Origin of the sequence: Coleofasciculaceae cyanobacterium, from assembly GCA_036703275.1 — a bacterium.
Lineage (GTDB): Bacteria > Cyanobacteriota > Cyanobacteriia > Cyanobacteriales > Xenococcaceae > Waterburya.
Map to the genome: position 1 here is coordinate 57,411 of DATNPK010000025.1, position 19,077 is coordinate 76,487.

Here is a 19,077-nt window from a genome sequence, read left to right on the forward strand (position 1 = left end):
TTTTTTCTCCAGTAAAAAAACAGCGAAAAAACATAGAATATTGATGTTTACCTGGAGAAAGAAAGATGAATCGAATTGGTCAGCATAAGCTAATTTTGGCAATAATATTTATCGTGACGCTGCTATTAAGCGTCGGAATGTCTTGGGCTAAGCCCCAAACAGCAACAGTGTTAGCAGCACATAGTCATGACTATCCCAGTCCCACAGCGATCGCTCAAGCAGAACCTAAAGTTCCTGTAGCTACAGAATCGGTGGAGTACGTCACCATAGACGGACAGGAGATTAACGGTTACTATGCCTATCCTGAAGACTCTACTGAGCCACTTCCTGGCATTCTAGCTATTCATGAATGGTGGGGACTAAACGAAAATATCGAAGCAATGGCACGCAGATTAGCGGGAGAAGGTTATCAGGTACTAGCGGTAGATTTATATAATGGACAGGTAGCCGACACTCCAGAGCAAGCTAGTCAATTAGTGAAACAAGTAGCAGATAATCCTTTCGGTGCAGAAGCAAATATTACTAAAGCTTACAATTATTTAGTAGAAGAAAAACAAGCTCCTCAAGTAGCCAGTATTGGTTGGTGTTTTGGTGGTAGCTGGTCATTAGAAACAGCGTTATTATTTCCTCAAGAATTAGATGCAGCAGTAATTTATTATGGTGGGGATGTAGGAAAAGCCACAACTGAAGAATTAAGCACTTTAGAAATGCCAATTTTAGGCATATTTGGCGCAGATGATAGTTCCATTCCTCTAGAGACAGTTAAAAGGTTGCAAACTACTCTAGAAAAGCTAGACAAAGAAGCAGAAATCCTAGTTTACGAAAATGCAGGACACGCCTTTGCTAATCCCTCTGGTCAATACTACGTTCCAAAAGCAGCCGAAGCAGCGTGGGAGCAAACTACCGAGTTTTTAAATGAATATTTGAGTTAAGTCTAAAGAATAAGGCGATCGCTTTTGGAGCGTTAAATGCGTAAACTTTAAACTTTATGGCAGTTTTTGTTGGGTTATGTTAGCACTAACCCAACCTACAAACACAAAAGTCAGAGCAATTGTTAACAGTTTACAGATCTTTCTGATATTCTTCTAATAAATCCAGAAGAGTCATTTTGCACTGCATTGGTAATAATTCATTTAAAGTCAACTCAGTTTTTCCACCACCAAGCTTCACGGGAATATCCTGTAAAATAGCGGTAACTGCGTCTTCACTTAAAGAATTAGCTTCTAAGATCGGATAAACTTTCTCTGCCACAACAGTATGCAGATGAGCATCGTTTAGATACAAATGCCACTTAGCAATATCCATATAGATGTTTTCGCCAATTTGAGCTGCTAAAGCTTCGATGTCTTGTGTAGTAGCCATTAGGTTTTAATTGATGTATAGTCTGCGATCGCTTTAATATAGATAAAGTGTAGAGCTAAAATGCCAAACCAAATACCGTTTACCCACAGTAACCAGGGCCATTCTGCCGATTTTAAATTATGGGCAAACCATAAGCCAGAATTACTTGCAGCATAAATACCAACATGAATCGCAAAATTCATTAAATCGTCTAGACGGCGAAATTCTGGGTCGGTTTTACGGTCTGGTTCACGAGGCCAACGAGGAGGCATAGGCAATTACTAAATATCAAATATACATAGAGAATGATATTTTCATTGTATCTGTTTAGCTGCTCATTCCTCCAGCTAAATAATTGCCTGATTTTCCCCCAGTCTTACTCAAAAGATAAATTGATTCAATCTGCATCGATTTTTCTAGTGCTTTAGCCATATCGTAGAGGGTTAATGCCGTTACCGAGACAGCAGTTAAAGCTTCCATTTCTACTCCTGTCTCAGCTTTGGTAACAACAGTCGCCTGAATTTTATATCCAGGTAAACTGCGATCGGGCGTAATCTCTACTTCAATTTGATGAATTGGTAATGGATGACATAAAGGGATGAGATTTGCCGTCTGTTTCGCTGCCATAATTCCCGCAATTTTTGCCGTACCTAATACATCTCCTTTGGGTGCGTTTCCCGCTTCAATATTGGCTAGAGTTTCTGAAGACATGCTAATTTTACCGATTGCTACGGCTTGGCGACGAGTCATTGGTTTGTCTGAAACATCGACCATTTGAGCTTCACCGCGATCGTTGAGATGCGATAAACAATTAAACTGATTTTTTTCTTGCATTGCTATACTAAGTTCTGCTAATATTGAACACTGTTGGGTTGAGTAAGTAAATTACTTACAGTTCAGCTAAGGGCGAGTAGCTCAGTGGATTAGAGCATTTGGCTACGAACCAAAAGGTCAGGGGTTCAAGTCCCTTCTCGCTCATCATAAAATATAAATAATGCCTGATGTAAATTAGCTTCGTTGATTCGAGTTTTTGAGCCATCAGGTATTTTTTGTCTATTGACAAGCAAGTTATGGTTAGTAACATAAAGCTAGTTTTTTGGGCAATATTGTTAGGAATTAATGTAGCTACTATCGTTAAATATTAAAGAGTTGACGATCATAATTATAGTTAAATGATTCCTAGAAGATATGAAAGACTAAAGCAGGTTCTCAATCAAAGACAGCCAGATTTAACAGTTTTAACTGAAAATGTTCATAAACCTCATAATCTATCAGCTATTATCCGTACCTGCGATGCGGTAGGAGTTTTTGCCGTACATGCCGTTAATCGCCATAGCGACACTCTAACTTATTCTCAAGTTGCTCAGGGAAGCGAAAAATGGATAAAGCTACATTTTCATGCCGATATTAGAACGGCGATCGCACATCTTCAACAGCACAGTCACCAAGTTTATGCTGCTCATTTAAGCGACACGGCTATTGATTATCGCCAAGTTGACTATACTCAACCGACAGCTATCCTTTTGGGTACAGAAAAATGGGGCGTAAGTAACGAAGCGGCGGATTTGGTAGATGGACATATTATTATTCCGATGCAGGGAATGGTTCAATCTCTCAATGTCTCTGTAGCCAACGCAGTAATTTTGTTTGAAGCTCAACGCCAAAGACTACAGGCTGGTTTATACGAGCAAGTTCGTTTAGATTCAGAAACCTACAGACAGGTGGTTTTTGAATGGAGTTATCCCGATCTGGCGGCTATGTATCGCCGTCAAGGAAAACCTTATCCTGAACTAGGAGAACAAGGAGAAATTTTAGACGATCGCTCGACAAATAAAATCAAGTAATATATTTATTGTCAGTTATCTTGCTTGACACCAGATTAAATGGCGCTCGATAGAATTAATACCCGACATGATGTTGGGAATTGTAAATTTTTTTAAAGCTGGGAATTTTTCCAGCGTAGTTTGCGGATTTTCGCGCTGCGAACTAAATAACGTATCTGTTTGGGCAATAGTAATTTAACAAATTGTTTAATCGAGCTTTTGCTTTTGGCGATCGCCTGTTTATAGTTAGTCTCTAATTGATAAAGCTTTGGATGACGGAAGGGAAAGAGCGAATGTTTGAGAGACTGCCATACTTCTCAATCTATTATCTGTTGTTCGCTTAGGTATTGTTCTACCCAGTTTAAATATAGCAGTCGTCTAGCTTCAGCTTGTCCCGATGCGATCGCCAAGAGCTGCAACAAAACTTAATTGGGCTTTGACTCATTCTCTGGCGATGACCCGAATGGCCCAAGCAGCAAGAGTACAAGTACAGAAATTCTCTGAAACTAAAATGCTCAAAGATACTTTAGAAATATTGCAAAACAGCATTCATTAACAGCAACATTTTGATTAGGATCTCTAATTTTCGGCTAATTTTTGGCTAACAGTTGCTGCTCTGGTAGTGCGAAAGATGTAAGGATAGAGAAAATAGCAGGCGGATTAGGATGTCAATAAATTGTCCTTGATTCACATCAAGGCACGTTGTAAAAAATGGCAAAATACATAATAGTAAACAGAATTACAAGTGCCGTCACTGTGGCAGACAGTTTGTAGAGAACCGACAGCAAAAGATTATAAGCCAATCGACGAAGGATTTAATTGACCAGCTTTTATTGGAGAAGATTCCCTTGACAGCAATTGGCGCCAGTTACAGACGTTTAACAGCCATGGCTGCAAGGGTAAGTCAATGATAATATATGCCTCAGTTCCTCGGCCAACTAAAGCAAAAGCCAAAAAAAAGGCAAATTAGCACTTGAGTGTGCTGAAATTTGGTCATTTGTGACTAACAAAGGTAACAAACAGTCGGTTTGGTTGGCTAAAGATGCTCAAACCAGATAAATTGTTGGTGTTTATATTGGCGATCAGCTTTGCTGGTGCGCTCCGCGCCATCGCAGCAGAAATGGAGCGAGAAAACTATGGAAGTCCTTACCTCCAGTCTATCGACAGTGAGCTGTTTGCCAAGCGTGACTTCTGGTACGCTTACAAAACAGTCATTCCTTCAAAACGCCATCGAGCGGTAGAGAAAGAAACAGGCAAAACTAATGATCTTGAAAGGTTCAATTGCACTTTACGCCCAAGAGTTTCTCGATTAGTCCGAAAAACTTGATCATTCTCCAAAAAGATGGAAAATCAGAGCGGGGCTATTTGGTATTTTATAGATTACTACAATGCTTCCTTACACCTTTAGGACTACCGCTGCTCTTAATCTGTTTATTCACAATATCTGTATATTATGCACACCAATATCGATACTATCGACTGATAAATATTCTATTTGTCTCAATTTACCTGGTGAACATCACATGACGAAGGATAACGATAAGCTAATAAATTAGAGAAAAATTTTAGCCGAAAATATGACCGATATTATTTATATGTTGACTTGGAACTGGTTGAGTGGTTCGCCTCTTATTGCTGCTGCCACAGAAGCTGCCACCGAATCTGATGCGGAAGAAGGTACTTTAATCCTAGCTGGGGTTTTGCTTTGTCTGGTTGTCATTTATTTTGCCAGTCAATTAGGGGGAGAAATTTGTTCCCGCATCAATTTACCTCCAGTGCTAGGACAATTAGTTGGCGGAGTCTTAATTGGTATTTCCGCGTTTCGTTTATTAGTTTTTCCAGAAGGCGGTAGTGTAGCCGAAGATTCTTTAATCATTAGCTTTTTACAAAATACCGCAGGATTAAAGACTGAATCGGCAACCTCAGTGTTCGCTGTTCAAAGTGAGGTCATTACTTTACTCTCAGAATTAGGAGTAATCATTCTCTTATTTGAAATAGGCTTGGAGTCCGATCTTAAAGAATTAATCCGCGTCGGACCATTCGCTGCTGTAGTTGCAGTAGTAGGGGTAGTTGCTCCCTTCGTTACGGGAACAGTTGGTTTAATCTATATTTTCCATACTCCAGTAATACCGGCTGTGTTTGCGGGGGCTGCTTTAACTGCTACCAGTATTGGGATTACCGCTAAGGTATTAGCCGAGTTAGGTCAGCTGAGTTCCGAAGAGGGTCAAATTATCATTGGTGCTGCGGTACTAGATGATATTTTGGGTATCGTAATTTTGGCTGTAGTGGCTAGCTTAGTCAAAACAGGAGAAATTCAAATTACCAATATTGTTTATCTAGTTATCAGTGCTGCGGTATTTTTGATTGGTTCAATCTTACTTGGTCGCTTAGTTAGTCCTTTAATCGTCGGGTTAGTTAACGAAATGAAAACCCGTGGTGAAGTATTGTTAACTGGTTTAATATTTGCTTTTATGCTATCGTATATCGCTACTGCAATTCATTTAGAAGGTATTTTGGGGGCATTTGCTGCGGGATTAATTTTAGCCGAAACCGATAAGCGCAAGGAATTGGAAGAACAAATTATCCCTGTTGCCGATTTTCTCGTACCAATATTTTTTGTCTGCGTAGGTGCCAAAACTGACCTGAGCGTTCTTAATCCTACCGTTGCTAGCAACCGTGAAGGATTAATTATTGCCACATTTTTAATTTTGGTTGCTATCCTGGGTAAAGTTATTACGGGATTTACCGTATTTGGCAATCCCAATTTAAACAAACTGGCTATCGGTGTCGGCATGATTCCTAGAGGAGAAGTCGGTTTGGTGTTTGCAGGAGTGGGTTCAGCCAGCGGAGCTTTATCAGAAGCGACAGAAGCAGCCATTATCGTCATGGTAATCACAACTACATTTGTTGCCCCTCCACTGTTGCGCTTAGTGTTTAATGAGACAGAATCCATAAGTCAATCAGTGGACAAAATTCAAGAATGACAACATAATTAGGCGAAGCTGAGCGCAAAGACATCTATGAGTTCCTGTGAAATTAGTCTCCAGTAATTTATGAAACCAAATTGCTTCTTTTTACGTCTCGATAGATCGAACTTCAAGAATGGGTATTATAGATTTCTAATCGGATTAACTGAAAATATTTTAGGATCTCGATCACTCTTCCTAAGGCAGTTAAACTTGGTACTACGTTCTTGTTGGTGCTTGTGTTGTTTTAGATGGGAGTCCTGGCTAACCGTATCTGAAAAGTCAGTTATCTACTGTGTTTGAGGAGCAATAATTGTGAGATTTCACTGGCTATTATCGGGTTTTATAGGTATTTTTCTGTTTTGTTCTCCCGCTAAGGCAGGAAAAATTGTATCTTGGGAATTTGAATCACAAGACAATAATTTAATTTTTAAGACCGACGAGGGAGTACAGCCTGAAGCGGAGCTGCTCAGTAATCCGACACGACTGGTAATCAATTTGCCAGGAACCGTGTTAGATCGAAAAACAGTTAAAGAAAGCTACCAGGGCCCAGTGAGCGGATTTCGCATTGGACAACCAGAGCCGGATACTTCTCGGATCGTAGTGGAATTAGCCCCTGGTTACAATATTGATGCCGACGAAATTGAATTTCGCGATGTCTCCCCGACTCATTGGGAGGTAGAAATGCCACAGCCTGAAGTGTCTCGTGTTGTTTCATCTGATGATGGTGACACTCAAGAATTAGAGTTACCTCAAATAGAGATGCCAACTGCCTTGCCTGGCTTAGAAGAGGGACAATCTCTTGCAACCCGTACTGGTTCTTCGCATATTAAAGCCACCAAAAATGGCTTTTTTATTGACATTGATGGTAATCGTCAAATTAAAATTGATTCAGAAAGAGATGGCGATCGCATTGATTTCTTTCTCGAAGGCATCACTCTCCCAGACGAACTAGTGGCTCAGTCGATAGAGCTCGATCAATATGGCGTTTCTAGCATTGAGTTTGAGCAGACGGATGATGAAGAAGCTGTTATGAGTCTAACTGTGACCGAAGACAGTCCTGACTGGCGAGCAACTTTTAGCCGCATCAAAGGTTTATTATTAATTCCAGTAGAAAAATTACCTACTTCTACCACCGCTGCGAATACCGCCGATTTTCAGTCTGAAGCAACGGAAACTGAGCCAGAATTAGAGCTGAGTGAAGAATTGAGCTCAATTTCATCGATTGAGCTAGTAGATGATTCTGAATTTTTAATTAATGCCGATGATGAGCTATCTGCGGTAGTATCTCGACAAAGCAACGGTATTTATCAAATTACCATCGATAATGCGGAGCTAGCAGAAGACTTTCAAGGTCCTGAACTAGAAGCTGGTAGCCCTATTTCTGAACTCAAGGTACGTCAGGAAAATTCTCGAGTAGTTTTAGAGATCACGACCCGATTGAGATATCGCCTCGGAAAGCTTAGTGCTGAAGACCAAAAGATTGCTTTACCAATTGAGATCGGAGTAGATCCACTCCCCCCAATGGATGCTCCTTTATTGCCTCCAGGATTTGCTAAAGCTCCCAAAGACACTATATTTGAACGAGAAATTCCTCCTGTTATTCCTAGCGATCGCCCTAAAATAATTATCGATGCTGGTCACGGCGGAGACGATCCAGGCACGATCGGCATTGGTGGCTTTCAGGAAAAAGATCTAGTTTTGCCAATTTCCTTAGATGTGGCTGAAATTTTAAAGAAGCAGGACATAGAGGTCATTATGACCAGGGATACGGATAACTTTATCAGTCTTGAGGGCAGGACTGACATGGCTAATGATATTGATGCTGATTTATTCGTCAGCATTCATGCTAATGCAATTAACCTGAGTCGTCCTGATGTCAATGGTTTAGAAACTTACTATTATCAAAGTGGTCGCCGTCTGGCAGAAATAATTCATTGGAGCATCCTCAATGGAGTCAATATCGACGATCGCGGTATTCGTCGAGCCAGATTCTATGTTCTGCGGCATTCAACTATGCCCGCTGTGTTGGTAGAAGTAGGCTTTTTGACAGGTGCAGTTGACTCTTCTCGTCTTAAAGATCCTAACCATCGTCGCCAAATGGCAGAGGCGATCGCCAGAGGAATTGTGGAGTATATTAAACAGAACAATCTGTAAACTACAAGTATTTTTACTGTGATAGTCGATCTAAGTCAAAATTCCTCATTTTCATTTCTATGAGATTACACAAAGATCTAACAATTTAAAATCAAAATCAATGATTAAAAATTTACATCAGCGCATTGGCTTGTTTGATAGTGGGGTTGGGGGATTAACCGTATTAAGGGAAATGTATCGCCAGATGCCTACCGAGTCTCTGCTCTATTTTGCTGATTCGGCTCGTTTGCCTTATGGAACGCGATCGCCCGAAGAAATTTTGTTGTTTGTCCGCGAAATTCTCGACTGGATGTGTAACCAAGATGTCAAGATGATCGTTATGGCTTGCAACACTAGTTCGGCTCTAGCGCTGGAAACGGTCAGAAAAGAATACGATATTCCCATTTTAGGTGTAATTCTGCCTGGCGCGAAAGCTGCCGTCAAACATGGAAAGCGAATCGGTGTAATTGCTACTTCTGCTACCGCTAAAAGTCATGCTTATCGTCAGGCAATTCAAGAAATTAGTCCTCAAACTAAGGTTTGGGAAATTGCCTGTCCTGAATTTGTCCGTTTGATCGAGCGAAATCAGCTTTATACCAGCTACACTAGTCAAATGGCGCAACAATATTTAGCTCCACTCATCCAAGAGCAAATTGACACTTTAATTTATGGCTGTACTCACTACAGACACCTGGAGAAAACGATCCGCGCTTTGTTACCCGCTTCAGTACAGGTTATCGATCCAGCAGAACACATTGTAGTGGCTGCGGAAAAAGAATTATCTTTATTAGGACTGCGCAATAATCAATTCTCTCTCCCCACTCGCTTTTACGTCAGCGGCTCTCCTCAACAGTTTGCTGGTTTATCTCAACAGTGGTTGGGTTACTATCCCCAGGTTAAACAAATTAAAACTCAAAAATCAGCTTCAGAAATAATGGTTCTTAATCCCATTGATTAAAAACTTTGACCGCGCAAAGCAGCGAACATTACTCCGCACGGACATAACAAGACTGGCGAACGGAGTACCGTACCCTTCACTTTTAACTCTATGCTTTAAGGAATTTTAATTCCCTGGCTAGTATCTTGAGAACTATCAGAAATAATATTTTCTTACCGCTTCTGTGTTTCTGCTATTTTGAGCAAGCCATAGATAATTAGAAGATAAATAAAAGCCAAAAACAAAATGAAAATAGGTAAATTTAGATAAATCATTGGTAGTGTCGGCTCGATGAAATTAGCTTTTTATTAGATAACCCTATAAAACCAAAGATCATTCAGTAGAATTAAAAGTTGTTTTTGAGCTAAATTTCGGACTATGGCTGACCTTTTGTATTAGCTTTGATTGACTACTACAAAAACCGCTCATCAGAAACTAGGTCTTCACTGCCCTTTCTGAAAAACGTCCTGATTAAGAATTAATTATCTGATCAGAAAATTATCAGACAATAACTTTAACAACTGAATATTTTAGTTTTTTAAATCCTCACATCCACAAGTAAATTGCTTATCCCCAATTACCAAATCAGCTTAGTCGGTAGACAACAAAATACGCTCGAATAAATTAATAAGAGCAAATCTTACTAATGCCAGTCACCCGTACACCTCCGTAAAACGAAGGTGCCTGCGGGTGACCGTTGGTCAATACTCTTTTACAAAAATTATGTAGGCTAGAAAACTGCCAATCATTAGGTGGCTGTACTAGCTAATCTTGTTAACGCTATTGATGCGATCGCACTGCTTAAGATAACGCTAATTTTATAAAAACTTATTGTTATTAGCATAACATAAACATTTGCGATTAAATACGTATAGCATCTAAATTAAAGGCGAATTTTTAGCTACTTGCGAAGTTAATGGTTGGTTATTAGCTGAGCTTCCCTTAAAATAAGTACAATAATATGTAAAGTTTCTTAAATAAATTATTTGCCAGACCTGGCTTAACAATGACATCTTCTACTACTTCTTTATTAGCACCCGTTGAAAATGATCTCAACACTATGACAGATAATCTCAAGCAATTGATTGGTGCGCGCCATCCAATTTTGGGTGCCGCTGCCGAACATTTGTTTGATGCAGGAGGTAAAAGAATTAGACCCGCGATCGTTTTGTTGGTTTCCCGGGCAACTATGTCGGATCAAAAGCTAACTTCGCGCCATCGCCGTTTGGCAGAAATTACCGAAATGATTCATACTGCAAGTTTAGTACATGATGACGTAGTAGACGAAGCTGATTTACGTCGCAATGTAGAAACAGTTAACAATTTGTTTGGCGATAGAATTGCTGTATTAGCTGGAGATTTTCTTTTTGCTCAATCATCATGGTATCTCGCCAATTTAGATAACTTACAGGTAGTCAAGCTTCTGTCCGAGGTAATCAGGGATTTTGCCGAAGGAGAAATTATGCAAAGCATAAATCGTTTTGATATCGATGCGTCGATCGATTCCTATTTAGATAAGACTTACTATAAAACCGCTTCTTTAATGGCTAATAGTGCTAAAGCTGCTGCCGTACTCAGTGATGCTGACAATGAAATAGTTGAAGATCTCTATAGTTATGGTCGCAATCTAGGACTGGCTTTCCAAATTGTTGATGATATTTTAGATTTTACTGGCTCAACTGAAGTATTGGGCAAACCAGCAGGACTAGATTTAGCTAGTGGGAAGTTAACTTCTCCTGTATTTTATGCTCTCAAACAACAGCCTTATTTAAAAACTTTAATCGAAAGAGAATTTTCTGAGCCAGACGATCTGAGTAAAGCTTTAGAATTAATTAAAAATAGTGAGGGAATTGAACAGGCTCGTCAGCTAGCAAAGGATCTGGCTCGTCAAGCTGCACAAAATCTCAGTTGTTTAGCTGCTTCGGACTCCAAAGATGCTCTTCATGAATTAACTAATTACGCTGTTAGCCGTATATATTAATTCAGGTTAAGTTAGTAACTTAGTTAGAGTCGATTAAGGAGTAAAGGCGGGTGTCATCTAGAAATCAGACTATTTTGGTTACTGGCGGTGCGGGGTATATTGGTTCTCATGCGGTGCTGATTCTTAAAAAAGCGGGCTATAATGTCATAATTTTAGATAACTTATCTTACGGGCATCGAGAAATAGTTGAAGATGTACTTCAGGTAAAACTGGTGGTTGGTGATACAAGCGATCGCGTGTTATTAGATCACTTATTTACTACTCATAAAATTGATGCAGTAATGCACTTTGCGGCTTATATAGCTGTAGGAGAATCGGTCAACGAGCCAGGAAAATATTATCGTAACAACGTTGCTAGTACCCTCAATCTTTTAGAAGCAATGTTGGCACATGGAATTAATCAGATCGTTTTTTCTTCTACCTGTGCGGTATACGGGATGCCTAAAGAAGTCCCCATGAGCGAAAATCATCCTCACAATCCTCTTAGTCCTTATGCAGCAAGCAAGGATATGGTAGAACGCATCTTAAGCGACTTTGATACTGCCTTTGACCTAAAGTCCGTAGCATTCCGCTACTTTAATGCCTGCGGTGCAGATCCAAGTAGTCTACTAGGCGAAGATCATACGCCAGAAACTCATTTAATTCCTCTGGCTTTACTTACCGCCCTCAAAAAGCGTAAATCGTTATACATTTTTGGTACTGACTATGACACTCCTGATGGTACTTGTGTACGAGACTATATTCACGTTAACGATTTAGCTGATGCTCATGTCTTAGGTTTAGAGTATTTGCTGTCTGGGGGAGAATCAGAAATATTCAACTTAGGTAACGGGAATGGTTTTTCAGTCAGAGAAGTAATTGAAACTGCCCGTCAGGTGACAGGTTTAGAGATTCCTGTTATTGAAAGCGATCGCCGCCCTGGAGATGCACCTATTTTAGTTGGCAGTAGTGAAAAAGTTCGCACCATGTTGGGCTGGAATCCAAATTATGCCGATCTGAAAAAAATTATCAGTCATGCTTGGCAATGGCATCAGAAAAGACACGGAGAAATAGAAAGGAGCAAGAATGAAGGATGAGGGCAGAAAAAGAAACGTAGTCGGCGACAAATTTACTCGCCGCCATAATCATCATATTGCTTTAAAGTACCGTAGTAAAACCAACATACTAATAGTTTGTTTCGGGTTAGCATTAGCTTTTGTGTTTTATGGCTGTAGGGAAAATAGAGTTACTCAATGCAAACCAATTTTTCAGATTGCCCATAGTGTGGCAGAAAATAGTCACAACTTTAGCTATCTCAACAATAAACAGCCAGTAGAAGTAAAAAGCTGGTTGGAAGCAGCCAGTTTAATGAATAGAGCCGCGGATCAGATTCAAGCGTTGCATATCAATGACAGTAAATTAATTGAATATCAAAATAAATTTGCCACTGTTTATCGTATTTATGCTCAGGCTACTAATGATGCCGTGCGAGCCAGAGAAAACATGGATTTGTCAACCCTTAAGTCTGCTCGCAGAGATGCAGAACAAGCGGGTGAAATACAGCAAAACCTGCTTCGAGAAATTAACGCCTATTGTTTAACACCTTAGCTCGTCAATCATAATCTTGACGTTACATTTTCGCCATAAATGAATTATTTTTCTTTACTTTAGCTAACTATTAAAATAGTTAAATATAATCACCGATCTTTGTAGATTATATTTACATAGTTTTATTAACAAATAGTAGTTAAATATTTTTTAAATAACTTACATTTAGGCTTAATATGATTCGTATTTTATTAGTAGACGACCAAAATTTAGTTAGACAGGGAATTAAATCACTATTAGAGCAAGACTCAAATTTCCACATAGTTGGGACAGTAAAAGATGGTCATAATGCTCTCAAGCAAGTCGAGCTTTTGTCTCCTGATATTGTGTTGCTTGACATAGAAATGCCTGGAATGAACGGTATTACTGCCACTAAATATATCAATCATTCATCTCCTCAGACAAAAGTCATTATTCTTAGCAGCCACGAAGACGAAGAATACTTGACTCAGGCATTTATGGCAGGAGCTAGAGCCTATATGCTCAAAGATAGTTTGATGACGGACTTGAAACAAGCTATTTTAGCGGTTAATAATGGATATTCTCAGATAGAGTCTAGGTTGTTAGCTAAGATTTTCGCTCCTGGTAATATTAAATTCCATAAAAGTAAATCCGAGGCTGAGAACCAAAAAATCGCTCATCACAGCAGAAAATCAAATGATTCTGTTGTGGAAAATCTTCCGCCAAAAGAAACGCCAGAATATAAGCAGGCTGAAGAAAAGAGTATAATTTCAGTTTCTTCTGTAAAACAACCCTTGCTGTCTCCAGACGAAGTTAGCAAAGTTAATGTATCTGAACCGACAATTCCCAAAAATCCAGAGTCAGAAGTTAATTTCTCTAATTTAAACTTAGCCAAAACAGTTAACCAGAATAATGTAGTTGAACTTCTGGGCTCAAATTACAATAATAGTCAATTTAATCACAATACTCAATCAAAATCCAACGAAGAAAAGAATTTACCTGTTGTTACTAATCAATTTTTTTCTTTTCCTCTTATTCAAGGTTCAGCTTCAAAACTAAATTCAACCTCTACAAGTAAGCAAAACCAACTATTAAAAGTAGTATTAAAAAGTAAAAATCATCTTCAGAAAATAACCAACAAACCACCATTCTTAAAATATAAAATTAAAATAGCTCGACTTTATAAATTAAAAGCATCACAATACGAACCGCAAATTAAATTCTGCCAAGCCAAATTAGTTTACCATCACTCTCGATTATGCCCAGTAATTAAACAGTGGTATGAGACAGGTTTATTAGCAAATGCAGGATTAGTATTTTTGGGAATAATTACGGTTTTGATTATTCATCAAGTATTTTCTTCATAATTAATTAAATACACAGCTATAGCACTACGTATAAAAGTTAGGACAATTTTATTTGATTGCCACGTGCTACTTATACAATTTCTCGAAAGTAACAAGAGACTTAGTTTTAAGTTAAAAGTCAAAGGTCAAAAGTAAGTCCATGTCATGTTTTTATAAATTAATTTTAATAATTAATAAATTGCTTATTCATCTAGACACTTTTGATAATTGGTATTACTACTTACGAGTCAGTAGTTGAGGACACGTCTTTTGAGGAAACCTCAAAAGCTCGTGATGTCCGTTTTGTGTCCTAATCTAATTTTGTACGGCTATAGTATTAATTGCTAATTTCGGTAAATAATCAAGCTATTTAGCTATGCTCTTCGACGATACATTGAGCATCTAAAAGGTTTAATTTTGTAGTTTGAAAAACGCTGCATCGATCGAATTTACTAATAATTGAAGGTTCTTCGGCTTGTTGTAAAGAAGCGATCGCATTTGGCGTTTCTGGCTGAAACTGGGTTAGCCAAGGGTTTGTGCTTAAGTATTCAGGAGTAAAAGCACCTCGATCGATGAGCCATAAATTTACCTGGTACTGTTGAACAAACTGATTAAGATCGGCTTGATTAGAGCTATATTGAGCCTGAATCAAATCTTTAGTTCGCTGACGAATTTGGGCATAATAGTCCCAATGATAGGGAATACTGTATTCTTTAGAAACCAAGACTGTACGTTGGGCAAAGCTAGGGATAAAGTCTGCTTCCAAACTAAGGCTAGCGATTACAACATCTTTGGGTTGCTGCTGTAAGAACTTATAAAGCTGTGGTGCTTGCCCTGTAAGATAGCTAAGGCGATAAGAACGAGACTGAACGTTAATTGTCGGATACAAGAGGATCGCGCTGGCGATCGCCATGATAATCAACTGACTGATCTTAGAAAAATTAGTCATTCGCCGAATAAGTTGGGATAGCAGTATAGCCAGAGTAATTCCAGTGCTTAAGGCAATAACAATTCTCCAAGTATGTTGGGAATAGCGACTGGGTAGATGTAAACGAAACAGCAGTAAATGCGACAGGAAAAATAAACCCAGAGAAGTAAATAGTGTTTGCCAAATAATCCTGACTTTAACGTTGATTTTACGGACTAAAGGAAACTTACGCGGGAATCTACTAATAATTGGCAGAGATAAGCCAAAGCCCCACATTGCTGAATATTGCCATTCAAAAGGGAAAAATCCGCTTCTTTTCGCTGATAGCCAAAAAATCCAGGGATTATCTACAAAGAACTCGCTTCTTCCTCCTGAATAAAATTCCGGTAGCCGTTTGGCAGCTTCTAAAGTTACAACTTGACTAAATTCGGCAGTTTGTAGTTGATAAACTCCTAAGATAAAAACTGCCGTAATTAATCCGATTAAATAAAAATATCTGTCTTGTTGTTGAGTAATCAGATTGAGACTAAGGATACCTGCGGAGATTAAAACTACTTGGGGATAGAATAAACCCTGCAAAATAATTAGCAGCAGACAAGGAAATAATTTTTGACGCAGTAAATAATAAACGAATCCGAGAAATAAAAGATAAAAAAAAGCTCTGGGAGTACCAGAAACCAAATCGTTTAAGAGCCAGAGATTTTGATTCAAGAGCAAACTAGACAAAAACCCTGCCAAGGGAAGAGGAAAGATTTCTAGAGTTACTAAAAAAGCATAAATGCTCGTGCCAACGCCGAGCAACAAAGGAAGTATTTTATTGAATACAAGCGGTTCAAGTCCGAACAAATTAGCGAGCCAGTATAAAAATTTGTAGCCTACTGGAGCGACAGAGCTAAAATAGTCAGCAATTAAATCGTTGGTAAATAGCTGAGAATCATTCAATCGCTGCAACCAAAAAACGTGCTGTCTAGCATCATCTTGAATAATATAGGAAGATTTTAGGGATACTCCAAATCCCGATAGGCTAAACAACATCGCGACAACAATGCTGGCAGCTAGCCAAAATTTATATTGGGATTTGCCCAAAAAATCGCTCAAAACTTTATTAGATCCACAAAAAAAAGAATCAGACATATCTCGTTAAGGCAAACAGCCACTTTAAAATTACCTTGGCAGCTATAGTTGCTTCGAGAACCAAAAACTATTGACTAAGAGCCTTGAGAAACTTTTGTAAATTACCTAACAAGCTAGTTTTCTTTTTAGATTGCTTACTATTAATATCTTCTGTTTCGGGGTTAGTCAAGCGGATCATTAATCGTTCCAAATCTTCTCCCATAGGTTGAGTAGCTAATTCCGTAGCCAACTCATAGCCAGAGTCTCGCTCTAACCATACCTGCCAGTCAGAGGGATGACAACGCACAATTGCGCCATCTTCAAGAGGACGTAAATAATAACAAGAATAAATATTTTTGATAAAGCGATCGCGTAACTGTCGTGCAGCCAATCCAATACCAACCATCGCCACGTCTTCTAATTGGGGAATCAAAAAAATCACCAGGCGATCGCCTGCTAATTTACTCAGCTTCTCGGCGCGCTCTACCTCTACCGCAGAAGGACAAGCGACAATAAATATTTCATCTTCTTCCGCAATTTGAGTTTCAATTGAAGTAAAGCGACTACCCATGTCTGTAACTTGAAACGGCTGTTCTCCCCAGTTACGTTTGGCTAAAGCGGCTGCACCCGTATCGGGAAACATTACCTTAACCTTTGAACCAGACTCAGCAAAAAGTTGGGCAAATTCTAAGGCTAAGGCTTCAGACTTAAGCGCAATTTCAGGAATGACTAATTCTACCTGAATCAGTTTATAGCCATCGGCGATCGCTGCTTGGGTTGCTTCTTTTGCCTGTTCAACTGCTGCGTCTAAAGTTTCGGGAAAAGTATTCATGAATTAATTGCCCAGAGAAATTAGTTATATTTTAGCGATCGATGTCCTGCTTAATTGCTAAGTATTTTTACTTTTAAGCGATCGGCTTTATTCACCAAGCTGCTTTTCGCTTGGGGAAACATTCGTAACTAAAAAAACAGTCTGATTAGTAATTTAACCAGACTAGACTGCTCGTGCTGTGCTGATGCATTGGTTAGTTTAAATTTCCATTACAATAGAAAGCAACGCCGCTATCTCCTAAAGAGAAGTTAGCTAAGTTTTCTTTGATGTAGGCTAATTCGTTACTATCTCTAGTGAACAGATGAGTTCCGTTGTCGCTGTTGAGCATTCTGTATACTGGAATAGTATTTAGGCTTTCTTGCTCAGTCTCAAACGCGTAATAAGCAGTACCTTCTAGGGTATAGTTACTTAGATTGCCGAGAATATAGCTTTTCTGGTTTTCATCCATAGTGTATAGATGCGCTCCAGTTTCTAAATTAAAGGAGCGATAGACTTGCTCAGCATCAGCAAATGATGTGCCTTCATAGTTGTAACTTAGATTGCCTACCTAAGACTATGCCTTAACTACGTTGCTTTCATTGCTGTCTGCGGTGTAGAAGTGGAAGCCACGGTCATACTGATAGAAGCAATGTACTTCAGTCAATTTTAGGCTAGGTTTTGCAGGACTTTTGACTACTGGAGTAGTAACAAACACTACGCTGGCTTGGACTTCATCGGTTACAGAGCTATCGATGACTTTAATGGTGCTAATGGCGTCAAAAGAGGAAATACCGTTGATATTAAGTGCCGAATTATTGGAGATTGTGCTGTTGTTGACAATCGCTGTTACGTTGGCTTCCAAATGGATTCCACCACCGACAATTTCTGAGAAGTTGTTAGCAATAGTGCTACCAAAGATTGCTACTTGAGAATCCAAGGCTACATAAATCCCTTGACCGAGATTATATTGCTAATCTAATTATTAACGATTTTGCCAGAGCTATTGCTAGGCTTCTAAGCGTTTGATCTGCTATTTAATCGATCGCCAAAAACTATTTTCTCTATCTCGATCGATAACTGCGTCGATTTATTTAAGATCGAGATGTTTAATTTGTGTGCAGAGTGTAGAGAATAGAGAATGGAAACAAATTTTATGACGCTGGCGGGAATAGTTAAACCAGGACATCAGGTAGCTTCAGGAAATGCCGCAGCTAGTCCTTATGAACGAGGTACGCTGGAGATGCAGCTTCCTTTGTTTAAAGCTTTGGGACTCGATCTCAGTGGCTTCTTTTTGGGAACGTTAAACATTTCGATCGCTCCTCATACTTTTAAATTAGTTCAGCCAAAATATACCTTTCCTTTGGTCAAGTGGCATCCAGACTATGCTGCGGAAACTTTTTCTTTTTCCCCTTGTCAGGTGGTGCATCAAAATATTAGCTATGACGGATTGATTTACTACCCCCATCCTGAGACTAAAATTGGACATTTTCAAGACGATTCAATTTTAGAAGCGATCGCTCCTAAAATACCGCAACTTAATTACGGCGATCGTTTAATCTTAAAGATAAATCCTCAAGAGATTGAACTAAATTTAGTAGAAAAATAAAGTTTTGGCGGACGTAAAGAATGAACAAACATGACTTGATTAAACATCTATCTTTAACCGAGCATACAGAAGGTGGCTATTTTGTGGAAAGCTATCGCTCAGATATTGAGATACCCACCCATAGAGTCGGAAGCGATCGCAGTATACTTACCTCGATTTATTATTTACTTACCGACGATCGCCCTATCGATTATTTGCATCGCAATGAATCAGACATCCTCCACTATTTCCAAGCTGGTTCGCCCATTACCTATATATTGCTTAGTCCGTCAGGAGAATTGAAAAAAGTTAAATTAGGACTTAATTTTGCCCAAGGAGAAGTTGCTCAGTTACTTGTACCAAAACGCTATTGGAAAGCTGCGGTATTGTCAGCAGGAGAATTCGGTTTGCTAGGTGAATCTGTTGCTCCAGGCTTTGACTACCGCGATCTGGAAATTGCTCAAGCTGATTTTTTTCAAGCATCTTTTCCCGAACTATGGTCAGAATTGTCGCCTTATATCAAGCCTAGTTGATGTCAATTTAGACGTTGGTAGTTTGATGT

Annotated in this window: 19 protein-coding genes, 1 tRNA gene and 2 pseudogenes; 14 read left to right on the forward strand and 8 right to left on the reverse strand. The window is 39.1% G+C overall.

Translation table 11 applies throughout. The features are described from left to right. The first annotated feature begins 65 nt into the window (after positions 1–65). Positions 66–932 (forward strand): dienelactone hydrolase family protein, encoded by an 867-nt coding sequence (locus tag V6C71_05430; protein ID HEY9767939.1) that lies wholly within the window; start codon positions 66–68, stop codon positions 930–932. A 130-nt stretch (positions 933–1,062) separates the two neighbouring features. Here V6C71_05430 and V6C71_05435 read toward each other — a convergent pair whose 3' ends face one another. The 3 genes from V6C71_05435 to moaC are packed head-to-tail and all read right to left on the reverse strand — an operon-like array spanning position 1,063 to position 2,175. After that, entirely contained in the window at positions 1,063–1,362 is a 300-nt protein-coding gene (locus V6C71_05435) for a DUF3181 family protein (protein ID HEY9767940.1), read from the reverse strand. Continuing rightward, positions 1,362–1,613, reverse strand: a complete 252-nt coding sequence (locus V6C71_05440) for a 2TM domain-containing protein (GenBank protein HEY9767941.1) — start codon at positions 1,611–1,613, stop codon at positions 1,362–1,364. The genes V6C71_05435 and V6C71_05440 overlap by 1 nt, the downstream gene beginning before the upstream one ends. 55 nt (positions 1,614–1,668) lie before the next feature. After that, entirely contained in the window at positions 1,669–2,175 is a 507-nt protein-coding gene (gene moaC / locus V6C71_05445) for a cyclic pyranopterin monophosphate synthase MoaC (protein HEY9767942.1), read from the reverse strand. Positions 2,176–2,245: 70 nt separating this feature from the next. Here moaC and V6C71_05450 point away from each other — a divergent pair. The 11 genes and pseudogenes from V6C71_05450 to V6C71_05500 all read left to right on the forward strand — a co-directional run bounded on the left by V6C71_05450 (position 2,246) and on the right by V6C71_05500 (position 14,099). Next, positions 2,246–2,319: transfer RNA gene (locus tag V6C71_05450), tRNA-Arg, on the forward strand. A gap of 194 nt (positions 2,320–2,513) precedes the next feature. Beyond that, a complete protein-coding gene (gene trmH, locus V6C71_05455) occupies positions 2,514–3,185 on the forward strand; it encodes a tRNA (guanosine(18)-2'-O)-methyltransferase TrmH (protein ID HEY9767943.1) in 672 nt (223 codons plus the stop codon). A 376-nt stretch (positions 3,186–3,561) separates the two neighbouring features. Further along, on the forward strand, positions 3,562–3,720 hold the full coding sequence (locus tag V6C71_05460; GenBank protein HEY9767944.1) for a hypothetical protein: 159 nt from the start codon (positions 3,562–3,564) through the stop codon (positions 3,718–3,720). Positions 3,721–3,883: 163 nt separating this feature from the next. Further along, positions 3,884–4,572, forward strand: a pseudogene (locus tag V6C71_05465) (IS1 family transposase). A gap of 169 nt (positions 4,573–4,741) precedes the next feature. After that, entirely contained in the window at positions 4,742–6,148 is a 1,407-nt protein-coding gene (locus tag V6C71_05470) for a cation:proton antiporter (GenBank protein ID HEY9767945.1), read from the forward strand. A gap of 297 nt (positions 6,149–6,445) precedes the next feature. Next, positions 6,446–8,287: an N-acetylmuramoyl-L-alanine amidase gene (locus V6C71_05475; protein HEY9767946.1), complete on the forward strand. Its 1,842-nt coding sequence runs from the start codon at positions 6,446–6,448 to the stop codon at positions 8,285–8,287. Positions 8,288–8,387: 100 nt separating this feature from the next. Further along, positions 8,388–9,224, forward strand: a complete 837-nt coding sequence (gene murI / locus V6C71_05480) for a glutamate racemase (protein ID HEY9767947.1) — start codon at positions 8,388–8,390, stop codon at positions 9,222–9,224. A 985-nt stretch (positions 9,225–10,209) separates the two neighbouring features. After that, the gene (gene sds / locus V6C71_05485; GenBank protein ID HEY9767948.1) at positions 10,210–11,184 is read left to right on the forward strand and encodes a solanesyl diphosphate synthase; all 975 of its coding nucleotides are present in this window, start codon (positions 10,210–10,212) and stop codon (positions 11,182–11,184) included. A gap of 50 nt (positions 11,185–11,234) precedes the next feature. Next, positions 11,235–12,260, forward strand: a complete 1,026-nt coding sequence (galE, locus tag V6C71_05490) for a UDP-glucose 4-epimerase GalE (GenBank protein HEY9767949.1) — start codon at positions 11,235–11,237, stop codon at positions 12,258–12,260. Then, complete coding sequence (locus tag V6C71_05495; protein HEY9767950.1) at positions 12,250–12,771, forward strand: hypothetical protein; 522 nt, start codon at positions 12,250–12,252, stop codon at positions 12,769–12,771. Before galE ends, V6C71_05495 begins: the two co-directional genes overlap by 11 nt. Positions 12,772–12,947: 176 nt before the next feature. Beyond that, on the forward strand, positions 12,948–14,099 hold the full coding sequence (locus V6C71_05500; protein ID HEY9767951.1) for a response regulator transcription factor: 1,152 nt from the start codon (positions 12,948–12,950) through the stop codon (positions 14,097–14,099). Between the two features lie 349 nt (positions 14,100–14,448). Here the strand turns inward: V6C71_05500 and V6C71_05505 are convergent, their stop codons facing one another. The 5 genes and pseudogenes from V6C71_05505 to V6C71_05525 all read right to left on the reverse strand — a co-directional run bounded on the left by V6C71_05505 (position 14,449) and on the right by V6C71_05525 (position 17,867). Beyond that, positions 14,449–16,140, reverse strand: coding sequence for a hypothetical protein (locus V6C71_05505; GenBank protein HEY9767952.1), 1,692 nt, complete (start codon positions 16,138–16,140; stop codon positions 14,449–14,451). 67 nt (positions 16,141–16,207) lie between these two features. Beyond that, on the reverse strand, positions 16,208–16,951 hold the full coding sequence (locus V6C71_05510; GenBank protein HEY9767953.1) for a DUF1995 family protein: 744 nt from the start codon (positions 16,949–16,951) through the stop codon (positions 16,208–16,210). A 193-nt stretch (positions 16,952–17,144) separates the two neighbouring features. Further along, on the reverse strand, positions 17,145–17,279 hold the full coding sequence (locus V6C71_05515; GenBank protein ID HEY9767954.1) for a hypothetical protein: 135 nt from the start codon (positions 17,277–17,279) through the stop codon (positions 17,145–17,147). Positions 17,280–17,336: 57 nt separating this feature from the next. After that, positions 17,337–17,432: pseudogene (locus V6C71_05520) on the reverse strand (hypothetical protein). A 72-nt stretch (positions 17,433–17,504) separates the two neighbouring features. Beyond that, on the reverse strand, positions 17,505–17,867 hold the full coding sequence (locus V6C71_05525) for a hypothetical protein (protein HEY9767955.1): 363 nt from the start codon (positions 17,865–17,867) through the stop codon (positions 17,505–17,507). Between the two features lie 201 nt (positions 17,868–18,068). Between V6C71_05525 and V6C71_05530 the strand changes: the two genes are divergently transcribed. Both V6C71_05530 and V6C71_05535 read left to right on the forward strand, forming a co-directional pair. After that, complete coding sequence (locus V6C71_05530) at positions 18,069–18,536, forward strand: hypothetical protein (GenBank protein ID HEY9767956.1); 468 nt, start codon at positions 18,069–18,071, stop codon at positions 18,534–18,536. A 20-nt stretch (positions 18,537–18,556) separates the two neighbouring features. Further along, complete coding sequence (locus V6C71_05535; GenBank protein ID HEY9767957.1) at positions 18,557–19,048, forward strand: cupin domain-containing protein; 492 nt, start codon at positions 18,557–18,559, stop codon at positions 19,046–19,048. The last annotated feature ends 29 nt before the right edge of the window (positions 19,049–19,077 follow it).